General features: G+C 44.1%; 18 protein-coding genes. 2 read left to right on the top strand and 16 right to left on the bottom strand.

Annotated features, from left to right (window positions below; translation table 11 throughout):
• Window positions 1-247 precede the first annotated feature (247 nt).
• From pepF to A3I5_RS0110190, 9 genes are all read right to left on the bottom strand, one after another.
• Window positions 248-2,041 (bottom strand): oligoendopeptidase F, encoded by a 1,794-nt coding sequence (gene pepF, locus A3I5_RS0110145; protein WP_018374497.1) that lies wholly within the window; start codon window positions 2,039-2,041, stop codon window positions 248-250.
• An 88-nt stretch (window positions 2,042-2,129) separates the two neighbouring features.
• Window positions 2,130-2,333, bottom strand: coding sequence for a hypothetical protein (locus tag A3I5_RS0110150; protein ID WP_018374498.1), 204 nt, complete (start codon window positions 2,331-2,333; stop codon window positions 2,130-2,132).
• Window positions 2,334-2,443: 110 nt separating this feature from the next.
• A complete protein-coding gene (gene ruvB / locus A3I5_RS0110155) occupies window positions 2,444-3,442 on the bottom strand; it encodes a Holliday junction branch migration DNA helicase RuvB (RefSeq protein WP_026217035.1) in 999 nt (332 codons plus the stop codon).
• Window positions 3,443-3,663: 221 nt separating this feature from the next.
• Complete coding sequence (locus A3I5_RS11950) at window positions 3,664-4,917, bottom strand: DUF3114 domain-containing protein (RefSeq protein ID WP_051071106.1); 1,254 nt, start codon at window positions 4,915-4,917, stop codon at window positions 3,664-3,666.
• A 635-nt stretch (window positions 4,918-5,552) separates the two neighbouring features.
• On the bottom strand, window positions 5,553-7,448 hold the full coding sequence (locus A3I5_RS0110165; protein ID WP_026217036.1) for a M13 family metallopeptidase: 1,896 nt from the start codon (window positions 7,446-7,448) through the stop codon (window positions 5,553-5,555).
• A gap of 279 nt (window positions 7,449-7,727) precedes the next feature.
• A complete protein-coding gene (locus tag A3I5_RS0110170) occupies window positions 7,728-8,576 on the bottom strand; it encodes a metal ABC transporter permease (RefSeq protein ID WP_018374502.1) in 849 nt (282 codons plus the stop codon).
• Window positions 8,569-9,423 (bottom strand): metal ABC transporter permease, encoded by an 855-nt coding sequence (locus A3I5_RS0110175; protein WP_018374503.1) that lies wholly within the window; start codon window positions 9,421-9,423, stop codon window positions 8,569-8,571. Before A3I5_RS0110175 ends, A3I5_RS0110170 begins: the two co-directional genes overlap by 8 nt.
• A gap of 3 nt (window positions 9,424-9,426) precedes the next feature.
• Entirely contained in the window at window positions 9,427-10,191 is a 765-nt protein-coding gene (locus A3I5_RS0110180) for a metal ABC transporter ATP-binding protein (protein WP_040834862.1), read from the bottom strand.
• 469 nt (window positions 10,192-10,660) lie between these two features.
• Entirely contained in the window at window positions 10,661-11,596 is a 936-nt protein-coding gene (locus tag A3I5_RS0110190; protein WP_018374506.1) for a metal ABC transporter solute-binding protein, Zn/Mn family, read from the bottom strand.
• A gap of 135 nt (window positions 11,597-11,731) precedes the next feature.
• Between A3I5_RS0110190 and A3I5_RS0110195 the strand changes: the two genes are divergently transcribed.
• Both A3I5_RS0110195 and A3I5_RS0110200 read left to right on the top strand, forming a co-directional pair.
• On the top strand, window positions 11,732-12,382 hold the full coding sequence (locus A3I5_RS0110195) for a metal-dependent transcriptional regulator (protein WP_026217037.1): 651 nt from the start codon (window positions 11,732-11,734) through the stop codon (window positions 12,380-12,382).
• Window positions 12,383-12,550: 168 nt separating this feature from the next.
• On the top strand, window positions 12,551-13,072 hold the full coding sequence (locus A3I5_RS0110200; protein ID WP_018374508.1) for a ClbS/DfsB family four-helix bundle protein: 522 nt from the start codon (window positions 12,551-12,553) through the stop codon (window positions 13,070-13,072).
• A 150-nt stretch (window positions 13,073-13,222) separates the two neighbouring features.
• Here A3I5_RS0110200 and rpmG read toward each other — a convergent pair whose 3' ends face one another.
• The 7 genes from rpmG to adhE all read right to left on the bottom strand — a co-directional run bounded on the left by rpmG (window position 13,223) and on the right by adhE (window position 21,609).
• Window positions 13,223-13,372: a 50S ribosomal protein L33 gene (gene rpmG / locus A3I5_RS0110205; protein WP_002262412.1), complete on the bottom strand. Its 150-nt coding sequence runs from the start codon at window positions 13,370-13,372 to the stop codon at window positions 13,223-13,225.
• A 14-nt stretch (window positions 13,373-13,386) separates the two neighbouring features.
• Complete coding sequence (gene rpmF / locus A3I5_RS0110210; RefSeq protein ID WP_018374509.1) at window positions 13,387-13,563, bottom strand: 50S ribosomal protein L32; 177 nt, start codon at window positions 13,561-13,563, stop codon at window positions 13,387-13,389.
• Window positions 13,564-13,790: 227 nt separating this feature from the next.
• On the bottom strand, window positions 13,791-14,411 hold the full coding sequence (locus A3I5_RS0110215; RefSeq protein WP_018374510.1) for an HAD-IA family hydrolase: 621 nt from the start codon (window positions 14,409-14,411) through the stop codon (window positions 13,791-13,793).
• Window positions 14,408-15,556 carry an AI-2E family transporter gene (locus A3I5_RS0110220; RefSeq protein WP_018374511.1) on the bottom strand — a complete coding sequence of 383 codons (1,149 nt, stop codon included), beginning with the start codon at window positions 15,554-15,556 and terminating at the stop codon, window positions 14,408-14,410. The genes A3I5_RS0110215 and A3I5_RS0110220 overlap by 4 nt, the downstream gene beginning before the upstream one ends.
• Window positions 15,540-16,832, bottom strand: coding sequence for an MATE family efflux transporter (locus tag A3I5_RS0110225; protein ID WP_018374512.1), 1,293 nt, complete (start codon window positions 16,830-16,832; stop codon window positions 15,540-15,542). The genes A3I5_RS0110220 and A3I5_RS0110225 overlap by 17 nt, the downstream gene beginning before the upstream one ends.
• A 38-nt stretch (window positions 16,833-16,870) precedes the next feature.
• On the bottom strand, window positions 16,871-18,367 hold the full coding sequence (thrC, locus tag A3I5_RS0110230; protein WP_018374513.1) for a threonine synthase: 1,497 nt from the start codon (window positions 18,365-18,367) through the stop codon (window positions 16,871-16,873).
• 599 nt (window positions 18,368-18,966) lie between these two features.
• The gene (gene adhE / locus A3I5_RS0110235; RefSeq protein WP_018374514.1) at window positions 18,967-21,609 is read right to left on the bottom strand and encodes a bifunctional acetaldehyde-CoA/alcohol dehydrogenase; all 2,643 of its coding nucleotides are present in this window, start codon (window positions 21,607-21,609) and stop codon (window positions 18,967-18,969) included.
• Window positions 21,610-21,665 lie beyond the last annotated feature (56 nt).

Raw genomic sequence — 21,665 nt, forward strand, 5'->3', positions numbered from 1 at the left:
TCATAAACGTTACCAAAATCTTCAATATCTTCTCAGTATTTTGCGCCTGAAAGACGGGTAAAAAAGATAAGCAGCACGATGTCAGATAGGTGTGTTTGTTTTTCCAACTCTCCCAATCATCACAAACGCAGTCAAAAACGCTGTCGTTTTTGAGACATAAAAACACCTCCCACGTCTATTATGAACGAGGGAGATGAGCATGATTTTACGAAAATATTATCTAAAAAACGAAACTTTCTTTATGCGTTCAATCAACCAAGGCCTCAAGACGATCTACCAAACCACCAACATAGGCGATGGTATCACGCAAAGGCTGATCAGTTGTCACATCAACACCTGCATGTTGCGCCAGCTCCTGAGCAGACAGGCTAGCACCCAGCTCCAGAGTTTCCAGCCATTTAACCACTGTCTCGTCAGGATTTCTTTCTAGCTCCTGAGCCATAACTGTTCCGATAGTCAAACCAGCTGAGTAAGTGTAAGGATATAGACCGCCATAATAATGCGGCTGACGCATCCAAGTCAGGCCCGCATCCTCAGTGATGTCAAACTCCTCACCCCAGAAGTCCTGAATAACCTGACGCTTGATTTGGCAAAGTTTATCCCCATTCAAGAATTCATTGTTGTCTAGCTTAGTGTAAACTTCACGCTGGAAAGCAGCCTCTAAGAGGTGAGTGACCATATTGTGGAAGTAGGTTCGACTGATTAGCTCACTAATCAAGTAGGCTTGAAACTCAGGATCAGCATTGGCCTTGAGAAGTTGGTTGCAGGTCAAAACTTCATTAGCTGTTGATGGAGCTTCGATGAAGTAAAGCGACGGGTCATAATTGAGAATAGACTGCTTGCTAGCCAACTGGAAATGCCCTGCATGTCCCAGCTCATGAGCTAGGACCAAGACCTCATTCATGAGACCTGTCCAAGACAGCAAGATATAAGACGGGCCCTCGTAGAGGGTCGCACAGTAACCACCTGTTGACTTGCCTTCGTTTTGGGCAAAGTCAATCCAGCGCTCGTCATAAGCACGATCAATCATCTTGCCATAGTCCTCACCCAAGACGCTGAGGGCATCTTTCAAGAGCTTCCGAGACTCTTCTGGCGTGATGCGGAGGTTATAGCTAGAATCCAGCCCCACTTTGAGGTCAGCACTGGTAATCTTATCCAGGCCGTGCTGTTTAGCCACCAACTTGACAAAACGGCGCATGTGCGGTGCCAAGTCGCTCATGATGACATCAATCTGACGATCCATGAGGTCACGCGAAACATTTTGCTGGTGGAGCAGGTAGTCAATGGTCGAATCAAACCCGCGCAGACGAGCTTCGATTTGTTCGTTTTTAATCTGAGACAGGTAGGCCTGTGCCGTAACGTTCTTGTACTTCCTCAGAGTTTTGTAGAAAGAATCTGTTGCCGCTCGGCGCAAGTCGGTATCATGGCTGAACTCATAATCATTTTCAAATAGCACGTAGGAGTTGGCGTAGGTCTTACCAGCTACCTCAAAATCATCGAAAACCATATCTTCAAACTTAGCTGCGCTATAGATGGTCTCAGGATGGTAAAAGACAGGACGAAGTTGATTCAAAAGTGCTTCTTGATCGGCACTCAATTGATGAGCTTTTTGGCGTTTCAACTCTGTCAGATACGGCTGATAGTCTGGCTGACGCTGACCAATCTGATCCAAATAACTCTCATCCATGGCCATGAGCTCGGTCGGCAAAAAAGCCATGCGCGGGTAGGCTTTCTCATACACCTGATCGAAAAGGTTAGCTTCTTCCGCTCGCGCATCGTTGAGTTTATCGACATCTAGATTGAGATAGGCATAGCTTGACAGATAGGATTGTTCCTTGCTAAGAGCCGCATAGACAGGCAAAGCATCCAAGACCTGATCCAGACGGTGCAATTGATCACGGTAGGTCTCCTCAAAGGCTTTGGTCGCTCCGTCAAAATTCTCTAAGGCAGCCTTGTAGTCATCTAAAGTAGCATAAATCAGGCTCGTGTCCCAAGTGTTCTCCACTGGTACATCCTGACGTTTTGGTAACGCTTGTGTCATATAGTCCTCCAAAAAAATAGTTTCCTCTATTTTATCATATTTTAACCATTATTGAGCAAAGGAGAAAGCCAGCCGAAACTGACTTTCCTCACTTCTTCCAATAAAATCTAATCCAACAGTAAAGTATATAGAAAATCACTGCTAAAAGAGCAAAGACCCAGAGGGTATTTACAATCTTATAAAGCCAAGGAATATGGTCTTGCAGCAAGTACATCGCTCCCAAAATCAAGCCGATAATCAGGCAAAACTTGACAAAGCCAAGCACAAAGTCTTTGAACTTATAATCGTTCATCAAACCACTTCCTTTCTCATTTTGACCGTATTTCCTAAGACTATTATAGCACGATTTCAAAAGGCTTTCAAAATACAAAAGAGCCAGAGAAATCCCTGACTCAATAATAGCTAGTTCCCCTCCACAGCATATCCCAGATGCTCATAAGCCTTGGGCGTGGCCACGCGCCCCGTGCGGGTTCGCATGATAAAGCCTTGCTGAATGAGATAAGGCTCATACATATCCTCCACCGTCTCGCGCTCCTCGGCAATATTCACCGACAGAGTGCCTAGACCGACTGGGCCACCCTTATACATCTCAATCATCGTCCGCAGAATTTTTTGATCAACATAATCAAGCCCCTCACTATCCACATCCAGCATGGTCAAGGCCTTGTCCGTGATGACGGCGTCAATCTGACCATCACCCATGATTTGGGCAAAATCTCGCACCCGCTTGAGCAGGCGGTTAGCAATACGCGGGGTGCCGCGACTCCGTCTTGCCAGCTCAACCGCTGCTTCATGGGTAATCTCTACCTCAAAAATATCCGCGGTACGCTCCACAATCTCCGTCAAATCAGTCTGCTCATAGTATTCCATGTGACCAGTAATGCCAAAGCGTGCCCGCAAGGGATTAGATAGCATTCCTGCTCGCGTTGTCGCCCCAATCAAGGTAAAAGGCGGTAATTCCAAATGCACACTGCGATTCGTATCCCCACTACCAATCATGATATCAATGTAGAAGTCTTCCATAGCACTGTATAGAACCTCTTCTACCGCCATCGGCAAGCGGTGAATCTCATCGATAAAGAGGACGTCTCCTGGTTCTAAATCATTCAAAATGGCCACCAAATCGCCAGCCTTCTCGATAACAGGGCCCGAAGTCTGCTTGAGGTTGACACCGAGCTCATTAGCAATCACAAAAGCCATGGTGGTCTTCCCTAGGCCTGGTGGCCCAAAAAGCAGAGTGTGGTCCATGGCCTCATCCCGAAGCTTGGCTGCCTCAATAAAGACCTTGAGCTGGTCCTTAACCTTGTCCTGACCGATGTACTCCCTTAAATATTGCGGGCGAAGGGTGCGTTCAACTAGCGCCTCATCCCCCATTATGTCACTGTCTAAAATTCTTGTCATGTCCTTATTATAGCAGATTTTAAAACACTTGAAAACAAAAGAAAAGACCAACCGCAGTTGATCCATTCTTTAGGAGATATGTGAGTGTTAGCAAGCTTTTAGGAACTTTAGCTGCTAACTTATTAGAAAAAATTTTAGGATTGATTAAATGATACAGAAACTTCCTTAAAGTAACCTTAAAGCATTTACCAGTAAACGAAAATGCGATTATTTTAAAATTTTTACAGCAACTTTTCAAAAGCCTTTGCGGCCTCTTGCACCCTTTGCGCAGCTGATTTGCCATTTTGGGAAAAGTAACCTCTTGGATTGAAATAAGACAGTTCCCAGTCTGAGATCGATTTTGCCCCGCGCCTGCCTTGCGTGCGATTGGGCGAAATATAGCGCAACTTCTTCTGCCTAGCCAACTTTTTTCGGAATTTTGGATCATGCACATTCACTGGCGAAACATCTAAGGAACTATGCTGAGCGCCATTGCGATTCGCATAGTTGAAACTTGCTCCATTTAGAACCCCATTTTCAGTGACCCTCTCCGCATCCACTTCATTGAGAAAATGGCCAGCCTCATCTAGGATAAACTCCGTATGAAAATGCAGTAAAATTTTAAAATTTACCCCAACTTGACCATCTGGATAAATCACTTGCTCCGTTTTCCCAGACCGATCTAGGGCAATTTTATTATGCAGACGAGAAGAATCCGTCAGGCTGTATTCAAAATAGTAGTCATAATTGGTGATTCCCAACTTTTCTAACAAAGAATCCCTCTGATCCATATCGCGTATATACTTAGCCAGAGCCTGAGCATCTGTGTCATTATCCTTGCGAAAATGCTGACGCAGCCACTGGGCCTGCTGGGAGGAAATCAAATAGCGAAATTGGTGAATCTGACGATTGAGCTTACCATCACCAGCCAAACTCTGTCCTGGAAAAGCACGCTGCACGGTCTGGGCAAAGTGTTTCCAAAACGCATCTCCAGGTTCCAAGTCTGGATCAAACCGACGTAACAGCTCCTGTGTCTCCTCAAGTCTTCCTGACAGATCATCAGGCATCCCCGTCACCTGCATGGCAATCTTGAGTAACACCTGAGCATCTGTCATCCGACTTTGTTGCATTCCGACATGCCACATTTTCTGGAAAACCAGAGAGCCAAACAGCTGACTATCCACCAGCCGTTTTTGCAGATAAGAAAGGTGTTCCTCCCTAATTTCTGGCACTTTCAACAGGGATAAATAGCCCTGCTCAATACAACTTTTGCTCCAACCCAATTGGTGCAAGATCTTGACTTGTTCTAACAACAGCCCTCGCCAAATGTCCCGATCCTGAGCATCTAAAAAACCGTGATAACTCGCTTGGTAATCGTCATTCAAGGGTAAACGACTGAGCTTTGTCGCCATCATCTGCCGCCTTCTCCAAACCAGCGTGACTAAAAGGCCAAGAAAAATCAAGCCTAGACCCAACCATAATCCATAGATATTCATAGCCCTAGTATAGCAGGAAAAAGGAACTTGACCAAGTGTTTATACTCTTCAAACATCAAATTCAAACGTCGTCAGCATCGCCTTGGGAGTGGGAAAGAACTCGAACAATCAAAAAAGAGTTCGTTTTCCCACCCCCGCACAGTTGTTTAGGCCAGATTTGGAGTGTAAAACACGAACAAATCTGCTAATCAACCACTGCGATGAGATATTTACGCAAACTATGAGAGGTGAGATTGAATTTTTTGCCCAGCCTCCAATGCCCTGTGCAGGGGCAAGACTAAGTTGGCATGGCCAATAAGTCTTACCCCCAATCACTGCACTGAAATGTTGACGTAAACTATGAGTGGTGAGGCTAGATTTTTTCCAGCCTCCTTCGGCTAACTTCCTACAAGATATGAAACCGTTAAAAAGCCGAATGAAAAATAGAGGCTTGACCGGTGACCGCGTCATTCAAGGGTAAGACATCTGTTTTCTGAGGTTTTAGGCCAAGTTCAGTTCGTTTGATTTTTAGTGAGTATTAAACCACTGAAATAGCAACTATGAGAACATGTTAAAAGATATCTGCGCTCACAATCCAAAAAAACTTCCCCACTCAACTAAATGGAGAAGTCTTGCTTATTGGTTTCAGAAAAGTTTTACCAAATAACCACACGGTCAGCTGGGTCCCGCCACATGGCGTCACCTTCCTTGACATCAAAGGTTTGATGAAATTCTTCAAAGTTTGTCACAGTGACATTCGTACGAAGCTTGCCTGGGGCATGGACATCAACACTGGCCAACAGTTGCATATACTCTGGACGAGCTTTCATGCGCCAAATGGTCGCAAAGTTGGTGAAATACTCCTCTGCCGAGAAGTCCGCCTCTTTTTGAGCAGCTTCAAGAGCACAGGCCACACCGCCTAGATCAGCCACATTTTCAGATACCGTTAGCTGACCGTTAACTTTAGCACCATAAGAGTCTAGGCCATCAAACTGTTCCACAACCTTGTCAGTACGCTCTTTAAAAGCGGTGTAATCCATCTCAGTCCACCAATTATTGAGACTGCCATGTTCATCAAAGGAAGCACCATTTGTGTCAAAAGCATGAGAAATTTCATGGGCAATGACCGCACCGATTCCACCATAGTTAGCTGATGAGCTTTGCTTTAGACTGTAGAAAGGCGCCTGCAAAATAGCAGCGGGAAAGACGATCTGGTTCTGTTGAGGATCGTAATAAGCATTGACCATATGGGCTGGCATGTGCCACTCGGATTTGTCCACAGGCTGATTCCACTTGCTCCACGTATGAGCAATGCTAATTTTAGCCAACTCTTGTGCATTTTCAACCAAGGACTTCTTCTCATCAATGATCTTCTTAGCGTAAGTTTCAGGCAATTTCTCTGGATAACCGATATGTGGTGTGATACTATTTAACTTGACAATAGCCTTATCACGGGTTTCAGGCGCTAACCAATCAGCTTTTCCCAGACGATCTTTGTAGACCTGAATCATGGTTGCAACCTTGTTTTCCACATCCGCTTTGGCTTCAGGAGAGAACTTTTCGCCAGCGTACCAAAGTCCTAGGGCTTGACTATAAGGTCCTTGAGCCAAGTAGAAGGCAGCCTTTTCTTTGGCCATGGCCTGCGGTGTTCCAGAAAGAGCACGGGAAAAAGCACCTGAGAGGACACGAATGTCGTCGGTCAAGTAAGAAGTGTAGCTGAGTGCTGCACTGCGAACCAAGGCTGGCTTGAGGTATTCCCAGTTAGCTTCTGAATAGAAATCCCTAGCAAACTCTGTCCAAAAACGCTCTTCTGGCACGATGACCTTGTCTGGAATCTGACCTAAAATAGTGGTAAAGATAGCATCCAGAGGCAATTCTGGCACCAATTTTACAAAGTCCGCCCAATCATAAGGATGGTAAAGCTTAGCGTACTCAGAGCTCTCTTCGCTGGAGAGGACGTACTGGGCAATGCGGGCATCCAAGTCCAAAGTCTTGTCCAACATGTCCTTGATTTCAGCTTCAGAAAAACCAAATTTTGGCAAGAGGGCTTCCTGAGTTTCACGCCATTTAGCTAGAAGTTCTGCCTTTTGCGGGTGCTCTTCTGCGTAGTAGGTCGTATCAGGCAGAATTGTGCCTGGCGCCTGTGCCCAGAGGACATTGGTCTGGGCATCCATGAAGTCTGGAGATACACCGAATGGCAAAAGATTTGGTTTACCGTCCATCTCGTACTCAGCGATTTTGCTGGTGAATTCTGCAAAGGAAGACAGGCTCTTGTACTCCTCGATTAACGGAAGGACTGGTGTCACGCCATCGGCTTCTCTCTGGTCAAAATCAGCCACCTGACGGTGGAACTTGACAAAATTCTGCAAGATGGCATCCTCAGGCACATCCTTACCTGCTAACCACTTGTCCGTGACCTCTAACATCAAATCCTCAATCTCATCATGCAAGTCCATAAATCCGCCTGTCGTAGGCTTGTCATCAGGAATAACGGCCGTCTTTTCCCACTCGCTGTTGATAGCGTCATAAAAATCATCTTGTAAACGCACTATTATCTATTCTCCGTTTCTAAAATCTTATCAGCAAAACAAACTATTTTGGAGCCGTTTCCACTGACTACTAGTTTTATTCTAACAAAAAAGTAGAATGAAATCACCTGCCAAGTTATATGATGGTATGACAAACACATGAAGAAAACTCTTCCAAATTATTTCTGAAATACCGTAAACTCAAGCCTATAGTTGCAGAAAACACTTTTCATAGATCGCTAGAAGATACGAAACTGAAAAATCTCAGATAAACTTCATCTAGTTTTCTCAGAGACTGCTACACTAGCTTTTCTTTTTCCGCCATAAGTTCAGGGAGAGTTCTTGCGAAACCAGCGCAAGTATAAATACTCCCAAACTTACCACAGCACAGGCACCCGCCATGGTTAAATCCAGCTGGTTGGCAATGGTAAAGCCAAAAAGACTATTGAGAAGGGCAATGAATACTGTCATTCCCAGTAAATAGCGCAAATTTTTAGCCCAGATAAGAGCGGTCATGCTAGGCGCCACCATAAAGACGATGACAGCAATTGAGCCCACAACATCAAAAGAGACAACCGTTGTCAGTGAGACCAAGACCATGGTCACTAGCTGTAACTGTCTAACCGGAACACCTTGTAGCCTTGCCTGAGTTCCATCAAAGAGCATCAGTTTCAATTGCGGATAGAAAATTCCTAAAAAAGCAAGGTTAACCAACAATACCACAAGAGCCTTTACCAAAGCAACTGGCAAGGATATTCCGAACAAATCCATCCGATAAAACGGTGCAAAGAGCACTTCCCCCATCAGTACCATGTCCATATCCAAATGGACGTTACGGGCAAACATGGAGATCAGTAAAACCGCAAGAGCAAAAAGCGTTGAGAAGACCAAGCCTGTCGCTGCATCCTGAGCGAGCTTTTTGGACTGAATTTTCTCAATCAAAAGGACCGTAACAACTCCAAACACAGCTGCTCCAAGCACTAAGAGCGGTGAATCCAAGCTATGGCTAATGAAGAATCCTAGCACAATTCCCAATAAAACCGAATGCGATAGAGCGTCAGCAATCATGGCCTGATTTTTCAAAACCAGAAGACTGCCAAGTAGACTCGTTGATGTTGCAATCAAACATAAAATGATCAATACTTCAGACATGACTTCTCCCTCCTAAAACCTGTTTTCCAACCCAAATCAAGAGCGCAAAAACACTCATGGTCACAATGATACTAGGCCCCGTTGACATACCGGAAATGGCAGAGCTCAAGTAACTACCAATCAAGGCTGACAATCCAGCTAAGCTAGCTGAGAAGCGCAGCGATTTTCCATAAGACTCGCCCCACATCAAGCCTAGGCTAGCTGGCGCTATCAGAAAAGCACTCATAAGCACAGCACCTACGACTTTGAGCCCGACAGAAATCAGGGCAATCATCATGAGACGAGTGAGGAAGTCCAAAAGCTTGATAGAGACACCTGAGAGCCTAGCAAATACAGGATCAAAGAGGTAAAGGCGATAACGCTGATAGTAGGTAAAATAGATTAAAAGGCACAGGACAGACACAGCCATAATCAAGGCCACATCCGCTCGCTTGATAAAGGCGGCTTGACCAAAAAGATAGGTTTGCAAACCTGCCTGAGAACTGTTGGCAAAGGCTTCATTCCCTTGGACATACTGCTTAAGCACCATACCCAGACCAAAAAAGGAGGCTGAAACCAAAGCCAAGCTATTAATAAGCGACTGTCTCCGGTGCTTCGAAATCCAATAAACCAAGCGGTAAGAAATGTAACCCGACACCATGGCCCCTAACATGAGCAGGAGTGGCTGCCGAGATTGAAAGACCATAAAGGCAAAAACAACTCCTGGATAGGCAGCGTGCCCCAACATATCCCCGATCAAGCTCTGCTTGGTCAAAACCGTAATTGTCCCAACCACACTAGAGGCCAAAGCCAAGACTAAAGTCCCTGCAGCAACGGTCAAAAAAGCATAGTCCGTTAAAATTCCCATCTCTTAGACCTCCTCTTGACCAGAAGCGATCCAGCTAACCATCTCCTGATCGGTGTGATAAGCTCGCTGATAGTTTTCAGTCGTTAGAACTTCCTCGATTGGCCCAGCATCCACCAGCCCTTTATTAACCCAGATTAAATGATCAAAATAGGTTGCCAAACTATGCAAGTCATGGTGAATCACAATTGAGGTTTTGCCCTCTTCTTGGAAGCCTTTAAGAGTGTCCATAATGATTTTCTCTGTCTGGATGTCCACACCAGCCAGCGGCTCATCCATCATGTAAATATCAGCTTCCTGAGCTAAGGCACGCGCAATAAACACCCGCTGGCGTTGTCCACCCGAGAGCTGATCAATTTGGCGTTCCTGCAAATCTTCTAAAGCCATCGTCGCCAAAGCTCGCTGGACGATCTCTTTGTCTCTGGCTGAGGCTTTCTTGAACCAGCCCTTGATTTTTGCAAAACGCCCCATCATGACAATTTCATAAACAGTCGCTGGGAATTGCCAGTTAACATCCGATGCTTGAGGAATATAGGCAATAGACTGTTCAATAACCTTGTCTAGATTCACTGTTTGTCCTAAAATTTCTCGACTGCCTTGGCTTTTTTCAAGCCCTAAAATCGCCTTGAAAAGGGTTGATTTTCCTGCGCCATTTGGGCCAACAATAGCCGTACGACTCCCTTTAGGGATAGATAAATTAACACCTGATAGGGCCAAAATCTCACCATATCGTACCGTTAAATCCTTAACGGTCACTGCATTTTTAGTCATCACCATTTCCATCCTTCTTTTTCTTTTTTCATTTATTGATGTCATAAAGAACCTATATCCACAAGCAAAATACCTGATTAGGCGAGCCTTTTTCAACCATCAAAACCATTTTCACAGTAGACGAGCTGCAATCCAAAAAGATAATCTTTATCCTTAACTACATTCAAAACTGACTTCTTTGCTAGTTTCTTAAACCAATGCAAGCGCAAACAACCTCCTTCAGAGTTTCATAGCTGATTTGTGAATCTAAAGCTCCAAAAATCATGTTAAAAATAGCGCTTATTAGGTCGCATCACAGCTGTCTGAGTAGGGAACGTTTTGAGTTTTTTAGCGTGTTAAAACACATTTTTGCGATAAATACTGGTCTAAGACTATTTTAGTGCTGTAATAGCTCTAAAAATAGGAAGGGAGCGAGACAGAAATCTGTTCCCAAAGGAATTGATTTCGTGTCCCACTCTCTTCAAAAAAGTTACTTCAAATGCTCAACAATCAAACTGACGTTGTGCTTGTACATATCAATAAAGGTATCCCCTTCTTCACCAACTGGCGCTAATGAATCTGATAAGAGCTCCTTGCCTTCACCAGTTACCACAGTAACTGTTCCACCTTTTGCTTCAACAGCCTCCTTCAGTTTTTCCATACGCTCAGGGTTAGTTGTGCTTTCTGTAAAGATAGCTTTGACTTTCTTATTCACAATCAGGTCAACCGTTTCCATCATATCACTGTTAGCCACTTCAGAATCCGTGCTGACACCTTGTGGTGCTGCAATTTCAAAATTGTAGCTGCGTGCAAAGTAGTTGAACGCATCATGCGGTGTGATGAGGTAACGGCTACCTTCTGCGATTTGTGCTAATTGCTCCTTGTTCCAAGCATGCAAATCATCCAACTCAGCCAAGTAGCTCTTTGTCTTCGCTTTGATGTCATCTGCTGCATCAGGGACGAGCTTTTGTAACTCTTCAGAAGCCACTTCAACGGCTTGTTTGTAGAGTTTGATGTCAAACCAAAAATGGGGGTCTGTCACTTTCTTACCATCTTCGTCCATGGTATTGAGATCAGCTTCTGCGAAATTCTTAGACACCGCAACACCAGATTGCTCCAAAGCGTCAACCATTTTTCCTTCAAAATGAAGACCATGATAAAGCACCAAATCAGCTGAAGATAATTTATCTAAATCGCTCGATTTTGGCGTATAGAGGTGAGGATCTTCTCCTGCTGGGATAATGGATTCAACTTTCACTTTGTCCCCAGCCAGCTGTTTGACCATGTCTTCTAGGAAAGAAGTGGTCACCGTCACTGTTTGTTTATCACCACCTGTTGCTTTCTTGGCAGCTCCGCTATTGCCACAGGCTACTAAGCCCAAAGATAGTAATAAAACTGTCAGTATGCTTAACGTTCTTTTAAACATAGCTTCTCCTTAATTGTTGTTATAATTTTTATTAACCTTAGTTAACTTATATAGATAATTTACATTAAATCGTTTTTAAAGTCAAGTATTTTTTAAATTTTTGTTATAATTAAAGAAAGAAAAGCGAGGATTGCCATGACACCAAATAAAGAAGATTATTTAAAATGCGTCTACGAACTTGGACTAAGCGACGCTAAAATTTCTAATAAAAGGATCGCAGAAAGTATGCAGGTCTCTGCGCCTGCTGTCACTGAGATGATGAAAAAGCTTTTGGCAGATGAATTGGTCATCAAAGACAAGGCCAAAGGCTATCTTCTGACAGAAACAGGTCAGTATCTGGTGGCTTCTCTCTACCGTAAGCATCGCTTGATTGAGGTCTTTTTGGTCAATCATTTGGGTTACAATGTTGAGCAAGTTCATGCGGAAGCTGAAATCTTAGAGCATACTGTATCAACCCTTTTTATTGATCGTCTGGAAAAAACACTAGGCTTCCCTAAGACCTGTCCACATGGTGGGACGATTCCTGCGCCAGGCGAACTACTCATCGAAGAACATCAGCAAACTCTGGATCAACTGACCCAACCTGGACAACTTTATTTAGCAAGGGTTCAGGACGATTACCAATTACTTGAATACCTCGAACAACACCAGCTCAAGGTTGGCGATCACTTGGAACTGATTAGTTATGATAGCTACGCCAGAACCTACACACTGAAAACCAAGCACAATACCCTGCAGGTAACAGAGCCAATCGCTAGGAAGCTTTATGTAGAGGAAACACATTAGAGCTTTGCACACCGTTAGCTGACCTCTGATGCCTCATAATAGAAAAACTTGAGAAGTTGATTGAATAAAAATCATTGTAAATTATGGAATTGTAAAAGCCGTGTTTTCCAATAAAAAGAGTAACTACTATAGATGTAATGAATTTAATTGAATCAAAGGGGTGAAACAATGAGAACATATGCAGATAAAGATGAACTTAAAGAAGAAATATTAAAATCGTACAAAAAGTATATTGCTGAGTTTGATGACATTCCCGAAGATTTGAAGGATTTAAGAATTGATGAGGTTGATAGAACACCGGCGGAGAATCTAGCCTATCAGGTTGGATGGACGACTTTAATACTAAAATGGGAATCAGATGAATTGAGTGGTTTAGAGGTTAAAACACCTACTGAAACCTTTAAGTGGAATCAACTCGGGGAGCTCTATCAGTACTTTACTGACACCTATGCTGGTCTAACAATTAAAGAACTTACAAATCTGCTTAGTGACAATGTGTATGCTATATGTCATATGATTGATTCCATGGATGACGAGGCCTTATTTAAACCTCATATGCGCAAATGGGCTGATGGAGCCACCAAGAATGCGGTCTGGGAAGTTTATAAGTTTATTCACATTAATACGGTAGCTCCTTTTGGGACATTCAGAACTAAAATTCGTAAATGGAAGAAAATTGCTTTAAAGTAATTCTATAAAAACTTGGAAGTATGACAACACACGAAGAGCAATATAGGAGATGTTTGAATAGATAATCTATCTTCTAATCAGACAAAACTACATTTCAAGCACTATAAAAAGCCTAGAAACGCTGATTTCATAGGCTTTATTTGTGTCGTCTTATTTCACCTCTGTAAAAATCACGTGTTTACGTAATTTTGGTGAGTATTTTTTCAATTGAAGACGGTCTGGTGTGTTACGTTTGTTCTTTGAAGTGAGGTACAAGCGTTCACCAGATTCTTTGTGTTCAAGTGTAATGTTTACGCGCATTTGAATCCCCTCTCTTAGTTGCCAGCTTTAGCGATCTTACGTCCCTTGTAGTATCCTTTCAAAGATACACGGTGCGAACGTGAGTAGTCACCAGTTGTTTCGTCAAATTTCACAGTTGGAGCTGTCAATTTGTAGTGAGTGCGACGTTTGTTTTTCTTCGCTTTGGATGTGCGACGTGCAGGTACTGCCATTGGTTATTTCCTCCATTAGATTAAATCATCAGGGCATTGACAGATAAGCAGAACTAGCGCTCTCTGTTTAAGCCCTCTTTTTGGTTAATGCTTTGATTTTCATCAACTCAACTATAATAACACATCTTTTTTGTAAAGTAAAGTTACTTGACAGATTTTTTACTTTTTTTGACCAAATAGCTTGCTAATAGCCCGTTCCTTTAGTTGAAGCGATGTGTTAGAAATGGCTAAAGTTCTCCTTTTTTGACATGCTGCGCGATAGCTAGAAGACTACTGATATGCTGGTTATAGCTATTGCTCTCCACATGTAGGTTGAGGCTGTTTATGCCAGCATTCCGAGCGCATTCAGCATCCAGCTGGCGGTCGCCAATATAATAAGCATCAGCCTTGTCAAACCTGTACTTATCTACCAGATAATCAATGGCTTCTGGATCAGGTTTTCGTTTGAAACCATCATCTCCTGTAATCACCTCTGTAAAGAAATGATCCAGCTCTAAATCCGCTAAAAGCCGATGCGCATTGTGTCCCTTGTGGGTGTAAACAAACTGCTCAATCCCTTGTCCCTTAGCCCATTGGAGAATAGCCCTCGCTTCTGGTAAGAGCTTAACCAGATGATTATGGATGGTCAGATGTTCCGCACGCGCTGCATTAAAAGCTGTATAATCAATCCCTCTTTCTGCTGCTACTCGCTCAAACAGGGCATGGACAGATTCTTTCATGATATAGGTACGGATAGCGTCACGGTCAAAAGGGATCTGATAATGAGTATAAGCTGCCTCGATTCCAGCTAGGATCGCATCATAAGAATCCAAAAGCGTACCGTCCAAATCCCAAATGAAAGTTGTCATAGAGCTTCTTCCTCCTGACGCAGCAATTGCCTAGCCTCACGGCGCAAGACATCTTGACGGATTAATTTATAAAGCGATGCAAAGAAAGGAACAGAGACCAACATACCAAAAATCCCGCCCAAGGCACCTCCGACTGTGACTGCCACGATAACCCACATGCCCGGAAGACCAACAGAATTACCAACCACGCGCGGATAGATGAGGTTACTTTCAATTTGCTGTAAGACAACGATAAAGACAAGGAACCAAAGCGCCTGACTAAAAGACTGAGTCATGACAAGAATCATGCCAACAATGCCACCGATATAGGCCCCGATAATCGGAAACATATTGGTAAATCCGACTAGGATTCCAATCGTTGACGCATAAGGAAACTTAAAGAGTGTCATCCCTAGAAAGACCAAAACTCCCAAAATAACAGCTTCGGTCATCTGACCAGTGAAAAAGTTTCGAAAAGACTCATGAAAAACTTTACGAACATTTTCAAAAGGTTCGTAAAAACTAGGAAGATAGGTCTTGATAAGCCGGCGAATCTGACTGCCAAGTTCTTCCTTGCTGACAAGGACATAGACTGAGAAAATCAGGGCCATGAAGATATTAAGCAAAGCCGAGAAAATATCTGTCACCGAGGTCAAGAGACCTAGCAAGAAAGTGCCTGTACCATTTAGAATTTCCGTAGCATAGGCATTAACCCGTTCAACTAGACCATTTGACGCATCGCTGCCAAAAAACTCATTAATATGGGTATTCAGCCACTCATTTTCCTGAACAACCTCTATCAGGTTTTGAATTGCTCGAGGAGCACTCGCAATCAGGGTTTGGATACTATCAATCAGCTCAGGAATAACAATTCCCAATAAGATGATCAATAAGACTAAAAATGTTGCGTAGGCCAGTAAGAGAGTTAGGGGGCGCGAAAATTTGCGGGCCGTTTCTCCTTTGAATACATGGTAGTAGCCTCGTTCGTAACCAGACATGAGGATATTGACCACATAGGCCACCATAGCTCCGCCAATGAAAGGCAAGGTCGCCTGCCACATAGTAATTAAGAAGTTTTCAGCAATTTCCCAATAACGGAAAACAGCTAACACCACGACTAGAGAAACTAAAAGGGTCACAATAAGATTTTTATGATTTTTTAACAAGAGAGGTACTCCTAAATTTTTGATGGTAGAGAGTGTTTAAATAAAGCATTCGAAAAAGGTTGTCTGCCAAGGTTGCTAGCAAGACACCGGTTAAACCGATGTGAACAACTCGCGTCAGCAGAAAACCTAAACCGACACGAATGAGCCACATTCCCAGCGTTGTCGCATAAAAGGGCAACTTAGGTCGACCGACACCCTGCCAAAGAGCGGTCATACTAAGTGTCCCAGTCACAATGGGAAAGCTAATAAAGGACATCCAGATGACTTGGCGAGCAGCTGAGATTGCTTGAGCATCTAGGGTGTAAAGTCGGATCAGCCAAGGGCTGAGCAGTAAAACCGTTCCCGACACTAGGGCCATAAGACAATAGGTTAACCAGTGGCTTTTCTGACGAATCGTCTCTAACAACTGGTAATCCTGCTGTGCATGAGCTTGTGCAGATAAGATGACTGTCGCCACCGCAACACTTGTAGCAGGCAGGTAATTAAACTGGGTCAAGGCCTCACCGATGGCATGACCTGCCACCACCTTAGTGCCCAATTGGACAACTAAGGTAACCACGATTAAGTCTCCTGCTCGCATCATAAGACGCTCACCTGCTGCTGGTAAGACTTGCTGAAACAGCGATTTTGAGATGCGTAACCGCAATTGTTTAGGTCGATTAGGCAGACGCCACCAGAGCAACATTACCCCAGCAAAGCGCGCCAGTACCGTTCCTAAGGCAACACCGACGACACCCCAATCAAGAACGAACACCGCTAGAGTGGATAAGGCTATATTGAGGCCATTGACGAAAAAACTAACAACCATTGGCCACTTAGCTCGTCCTTGGGCTCGCATCATAGCGCCTAGACTGACCATGAGACCCAACGATAGCGAAGCACCACCGACCCAAGCTAAGTAGAGTCCGCCCCGCTGGCTTACCTCAGCAGTGGCTCCTAAAAAGGCGAGTAAGCTTGGCCCTACTAAGACAGACAAGATTCCAAGCCCTACACTGACCACCAAAGTCAGCGTCAGAGCCATCTGGCTGATACTTCTGAGGTCATCTGGTTTGTCTTGAGTATAGGCCCTAGCTACTGATGCTGAAACGACTGCTCCGATCGCTATGAAAAGCGCTTGATAGACAGCTAAGATATTTCCCGCAAGAGCTATACCTGAAACGGCCGCAAGACCTAGCTGAGAGACCAAATAAGTATCTACCAAGGTCATCAAGCCCTGTAAGGCATTTTCAGCCATGACAGGAAAGGCTATGTCTGTTAGTTGTTTTTGAATAGTCATAAGTGATCAAAAAGATTGGCAAAAAAGCTCGCTCTCAATTAATCGCCTGCGATATTGAGATAGCGTTCAACCGCATCTTGCATGTCAGACACTGGAACCACAATATCATGAAGCACTCGGGCTGTTTCAAGTCCAGCAACAGCCGCTGGATAAGCGACTTTAGATAAATCGTGGAGCTGTGCTAAGGCTGCAAAGTCCTCCAGATTTTCTTCTCCTGTGATGGCTTCTACGGCAACCACTGGAAATTTGTAAGGACTAGCTGTGGAGACGATAACGGTCTTAGTCGTATCATTGGTCTCAGCCATATATTTTTGGTGAACAGCTGAAGCCACTGCTGTATGTGGGTCTTCTACATAAAGAGCTGCATCGTAAACACGTTTTATTTCAACCTTAGTTTCAGCTTCTGTCGCAAAATCTGCCGCAAAAAGGTCTGCGATCTCCCGATCGAAATCCTTTAGGGTGTACTGTCCTTGCTCAGTCAAAGCTGTCATCAAACTCAAGGTTGCTTCTGCCGAATTGCCAACTAAATGGAAGATCAGGCGCTCCAAATTAGACGACACCAAAATATCCATAGATGGTGACGAGGTGACCTTGAAGGTCCGTTTTTTATCATAAACACCCGTTTTGAAGAAATCAGTGAGGACTTTGTTTTCGTTAGAAGCACAGATCAACTTTCCGACCGGTAAGCCGATTTGCTTGGCATAATAAGCGGCCAAGATATTGCCAAAGTTACCTGTTGGCACAGCGAAATTAACCTTGTCACCGACTGCAACCTCACCTGATTTGACCAGTTGGGCATAAGCGTAAACATAGTAGACAATTTGAGGTACCAAACGCCCGATATTCATAGAGTTGGCTGAAGAAAACTGATAGCCATCCTCAGCTAATGTTTTACGAAGCAATTGGTCGTTGAACATTTCCTTGACCTTGGTCTGAGCATCGTCAAAGTTCCCTTTGATGGCAACGACATGGGTATTGCTGCCCGTCTGTGTGGTCATTTGCAGTTCTTGAACCTTGCTGACACCGTCACGAGGGTAAAAAACAATAATCTCTGTACCAGGCACATCCGCAAAACCAGCCATGGCAGCTTTACCTGTATCTCCTGATGTGGCTGTCAAAATCACGATTTTCTTAGTCAAGCCATGTTTCTTAGCCGCTGTTGTCATCAAGTGCGGCAAGATAGACAAGGCCATATCCTTAAAGGCAATCGTTGAACCGTGGAAGAGCTCTAGGTTGAACTGATTATCGCTGATTTTCACCAGAGGTGCAATCGTAGCTGTGTCAAATTTTTGATCATAGGCTGACGCGATACAGTGGTCCAGCTCATCGCTGGTAAAATCATCTAAAAAGACTGACAAGATCAGCTTTGCCACTTCCTGATAAGAAGCATCTTTGAGCCTGTCAAAGTCCAAATTGACTTTGGGAAGTTCTGTTGGCGTGAAAAGACCACCGTCTGTCGCTAGCCCTTGCAAAATTGCTTGGCTGGCAGTCGCCTTGTTCGCTGCGTCACGCGTGGATTGGTAAAGTAATGTCATGAAAAGTCCTCTTCAAAAGCTTTCTTACTATTCTACCATAAATTTAGGATAAGATAGCTCGGTCTGTTTAATAAACACAATTTTTCAGTCAAAAGTGAACGAACTGTCATGATTTACACCTATAGGTTACGATTACCTTTTTGGACTTTAGAGTTTTAAGCCTCCTCATCTTCTATACACACCTTGGTATCACATTTCTGTTCGTAGAGACACGATTCGCTATCCCTTCTTCTGACGGTCATGGTTTCTAACGTCAGACTTAAAACGGTCTCTCCCCAGACCGTTTTAATCCGCTACCTCACGATAATCAGGCTCTACTCTCTACGGGTGACCACAGAGGACTTGCACCTCAAATGTACGACATGCCCGTCGTACCCAAAAAACTAGCTAGATTTTTTGTCTAGCTAGTTGGAGTCACTAATGGATGAAAATCAAACCTTAATCGGGCGACATCTGTCTTCACCAGTTTTAGTAGGCTCGTATCCATTAGCACTATGACTAAAAGTTAATCCCGCTCTATTGCGAATTCTTTCGTGAAGCTAATAGCCAGCAATTCTATCTAGACTTCCAAGGTTAGAATTTGATTTTCAAAGAGAGTATTATTTACGACGTCCTGGGCGTTCCGCATAACCATAGTAAGCGTCTTCGATGATTTCTTGCATGTGATCAACCATTGGCAGACGTGGATTGGCTGGAGAACACTGATCTTCATAGGCAAGAAGCGCTAATTCACGAGAATATTTCTTAAGCTCTTCTTCTTCAATGCCTTGTGCTTTAAGGTTCATTTGAATACCTAGACGGCAACCGAGGTCGTAGACCGCTTTAGCGTATGACTCAACAGCCTCTTCAGGCGTTGACGCTGGCAAACCAAGGAGCTTAGCAATATCTTGGTATTTCTCGTCAGCACGATAGTAGTTGTACTTAGGCCATGTTGCTGTCTTAGCAGGACGGGTACCATTGTAGCGGATAACGTACGGCAAGAGGATGGCATTGGTACGACCGTGAACTGTGTGGAAGCGGGCACCAATCTTATGAGCCATAGAGTGAGAGATACCAAGGAAAGCATTGGCGAAAGCCATACCTGCCATAGTTGAAGCGTTATGCATCTTTTCACGAGACTCAAAGTCAGCCTCTTTGACAGATTTTTCAAGATTTTCAAAGACCAGTTTGATAGCTTGAAGAGCCAAACCATCTGTAAAGTCGTTGGCAACTGTTGATACATAAGCCTCTGTCGCATGTGTCAAGACGTCCATACCAGTATCTGCTGCGATAAAATCAGGTACAGTAAGAACAAGCGCTGGGTCAACGATGGCAACTGTTGGTGTCAATGAGTAGTCAGCGATTGGGTACTTACGATTATTAGCCTTGTCAGAGATAACAGCAAACGGTGTCACCTCAGAACCTGTACCAGATGTGGTTGGAATAGCGATAAACTTCGTTTTCTTACCAAGTTCTGGGAACTTAAAGGCACGTTTACGAATATCCATGAATTTTTGAACAAGGTCATGGAAGTCCACAGTTGGTTGTTCATAGAAGAGCCACATCACCTTAGCTGCATCCATTGGAGAGCCGCCACCAAGGGCAATGATGGTATCTGGCTTGAAGGTACGCATCAGCTCAGTACCCTTGTAAACTGTTGTAATATCTGGATCTGGCTCAACATCTGCAAAGATTTGATAAGTTACCTTGTTACGACGAAGATCTAGTTGTTCGATAATACGATCTAAGAAGCCAAGCTCAACCATCGCATGGTCTGTAACGATCATAACACGTTCTACATCACGACATTTTTGCAAATACTGGATAGAATCACGCTCGAAGTATGTTTTTGAAGGAACTTTGAACCATTGCATATTATTTCTCCGACGACCCACTTTCTTGATATTCAAAAGGTTTACTGCACTAACATTATCACCGACAGAGTTTCGACCGTATGACCCACAGCCCAATGTCAGAGATGGCAAGAAGGCATTGTAAACGTCACCGATACCACCGAAGGTAGATGGTGAATTCCAGATAACACGGATCGCACGGATCAAAGTCCCGAACTCTTTAGCTAATTCAGGGTCTTCGGTGTGAATAGCTGCTGAGTGCCCAAGGCCATCAAACTCAACCATTTGACGCGCTTTTTCAAGACCATCTTCACGTGATTCTGATTTGAGAACAGCGATAACTGGAGAAAGTTTTTCGCGTGTTAGAGGCTCTTTCACACCCACTTCCTTACATTCTGCTGCAAGGATATTGGTTCCTTCTGGCACTGAGAAACCTGCTTGCTCAGCAATCCAAACAGCTGATTTTCCAACGATATTTGGATTAAGTTTTGCTTCTGCACAGTTCTTTCCGCCCGCTTTAGCACCGAAGCAGAATTCTTCTAGGAGTGCTTTTTCTTTTTTATTCACAAAGTAAGTGTGGTAAGACTTGAATTCTGTAACAAATTCATCGTAAATTTCCTTGTCAATGATAACAGCTTGTTCAGAGGCACAGACCATACCGTTGTCAAAGGATTTAGACATCACAATGTCGTGAGCTGCTTGGCGGATGTTAGCTGATTTTTCAACATAAGCTGGAACGTTACCAGCACCAACCCCAAGGGCAGGTTTACCGCAAGAGTAGGCAGCACGCACCATAGCGTTACCACCAGTCGCAAGGATAGTCGCAATACCTGGGTGGTTCATTAGGGCATTGGTCGCATCAAGCGATGGTGTCTCAACCCACTGCACACAGTTTTCAGGTGCACCTGCAGCAATCGCTGCATCACGAACGATACGCGCTGCATGAGCAGAAGACTCTTGTGCTGATGGATGAAAAGCAAAGATAATTGGGTTACGGGTCTTGAGGGAAATCAAGGATTTGAAGATAGCTGTAGAAGTTGGGTTTGTTGTCGGTGTAATACCACAGATAACCCCAACTGGCTCAGCGATCATGGTCAAGCCTGTCACATCGTCTTCTTCGATGATACCAACTGTCTTAGTGTGGCGCATGTTGTTAACAACGTGTTCGCAGGCAAAGAGGTTTTTAGTCGCCTTGTCTTCGAAGACACCGCGGCCGGTTTCCTCAACAGCGTGCATGGCCAACTCGCCATGGGCGTCAAGGGCTGCAACAGAGGCCTTAGCCACAATATAGTCAACCTGCTCTTGGTTGAGCTTGCGCATTTCTTCCAAGGCCACCAAGCCTTTTTGAACCAAAGCGTCGATAGATTGCTCTACATTTTCGACAGCAGCTGCTTTTGCTTTATCACTCATGTTTGACTCCTTTTGATGAGTTTGTTAATTTTTTCACAATATTATTATACTACATT

It is taken from the genome of Streptococcus merionis DSM 19192 (assembly GCF_000380085.1).
Classification (GTDB): Bacteria; Bacillota; Bacilli; order Lactobacillales; family Streptococcaceae; genus Streptococcus; species Streptococcus merionis.

Bases quoted from the DNA above. Each gene is read 5' to 3' on its own strand.
- A3I5_RS0110190 (WP_018374506.1), bottom strand. From the start codon at position 11,596: ATGTTTAAAAGAACGTTAAGCATACTGACAGTTTTATTACTATCTTTG.
- rpmG (WP_002262412.1), bottom strand. From the start codon at position 13,372: ATGCGCGTAAACATTACACTTGAACACAAAGAATCTGGTGAACGCTTG.
- A3I5_RS0110180 (WP_040834862.1), bottom strand. From the start codon at position 10,191: ATGACTAAAAATGCAGTGACCGTTAAGGATTTAACGGTACGATATGGT.
- A3I5_RS0110170 (WP_018374502.1), bottom strand. From the start codon at position 8,576: ATGTCTGAAGTATTGATCATTTTATGTTTGATTGCAACATCAACGAGT.
- A3I5_RS0110225 (WP_018374512.1), bottom strand. From the start codon at position 16,832: ATGACTATTCAAAAACAACTAACAGACATAGCCTTTCCTGTCATGGCT.
- A3I5_RS0110150 (WP_018374498.1), bottom strand. From the start codon at position 2,333: ATGAACGATTATAAGTTCAAAGACTTTGTGCTTGGCTTTGTCAAGTTT.
- A3I5_RS11950 (WP_051071106.1), bottom strand. From the start codon at position 4,917: ATGAATATCTATGGATTATGGTTGGGTCTAGGCTTGATTTTTCTTGGC.
- A3I5_RS0110175 (WP_018374503.1), bottom strand. From the start codon at position 9,423: ATGGGAATTTTAACGGACTATGCTTTTTTGACCGTTGCTGCAGGGACT.
- A3I5_RS0110200 (WP_018374508.1), top strand. From the start codon at position 12,551: ATGAGAACATATGCAGATAAAGATGAACTTAAAGAAGAAATATTAAAA.
- thrC (WP_018374513.1), bottom strand. From the start codon at position 18,367: ATGACATTACTTTACCAATCCACGCGTGACGCAGCGAACAAGGCGACT.
- adhE (WP_018374514.1), bottom strand. From the start codon at position 21,609: ATGAGTGATAAAGCAAAAGCAGCTGCTGTCGAAAATGTAGAGCAATCT.
- ruvB (WP_026217035.1), bottom strand. From the start codon at position 3,442: ATGACAAGAATTTTAGACAGTGACATAATGGGGGATGAGGCGCTAGTT.
- A3I5_RS0110215 (WP_018374510.1), bottom strand. From the start codon at position 14,411: ATGACAACTTTCATTTGGGATTTGGACGGTACGCTTTTGGATTCTTAT.
- rpmF (WP_018374509.1), bottom strand. From the start codon at position 13,563: ATGGCAGTACCTGCACGTCGCACATCCAAAGCGAAGAAAAACAAACGT.
- pepF (WP_018374497.1), bottom strand. From the start codon at position 2,041: ATGACACAAGCGTTACCAAAACGTCAGGATGTACCAGTGGAGAACACT.
- A3I5_RS0110195 (WP_026217037.1), top strand. From the start codon at position 11,732: ATGACACCAAATAAAGAAGATTATTTAAAATGCGTCTACGAACTTGGA.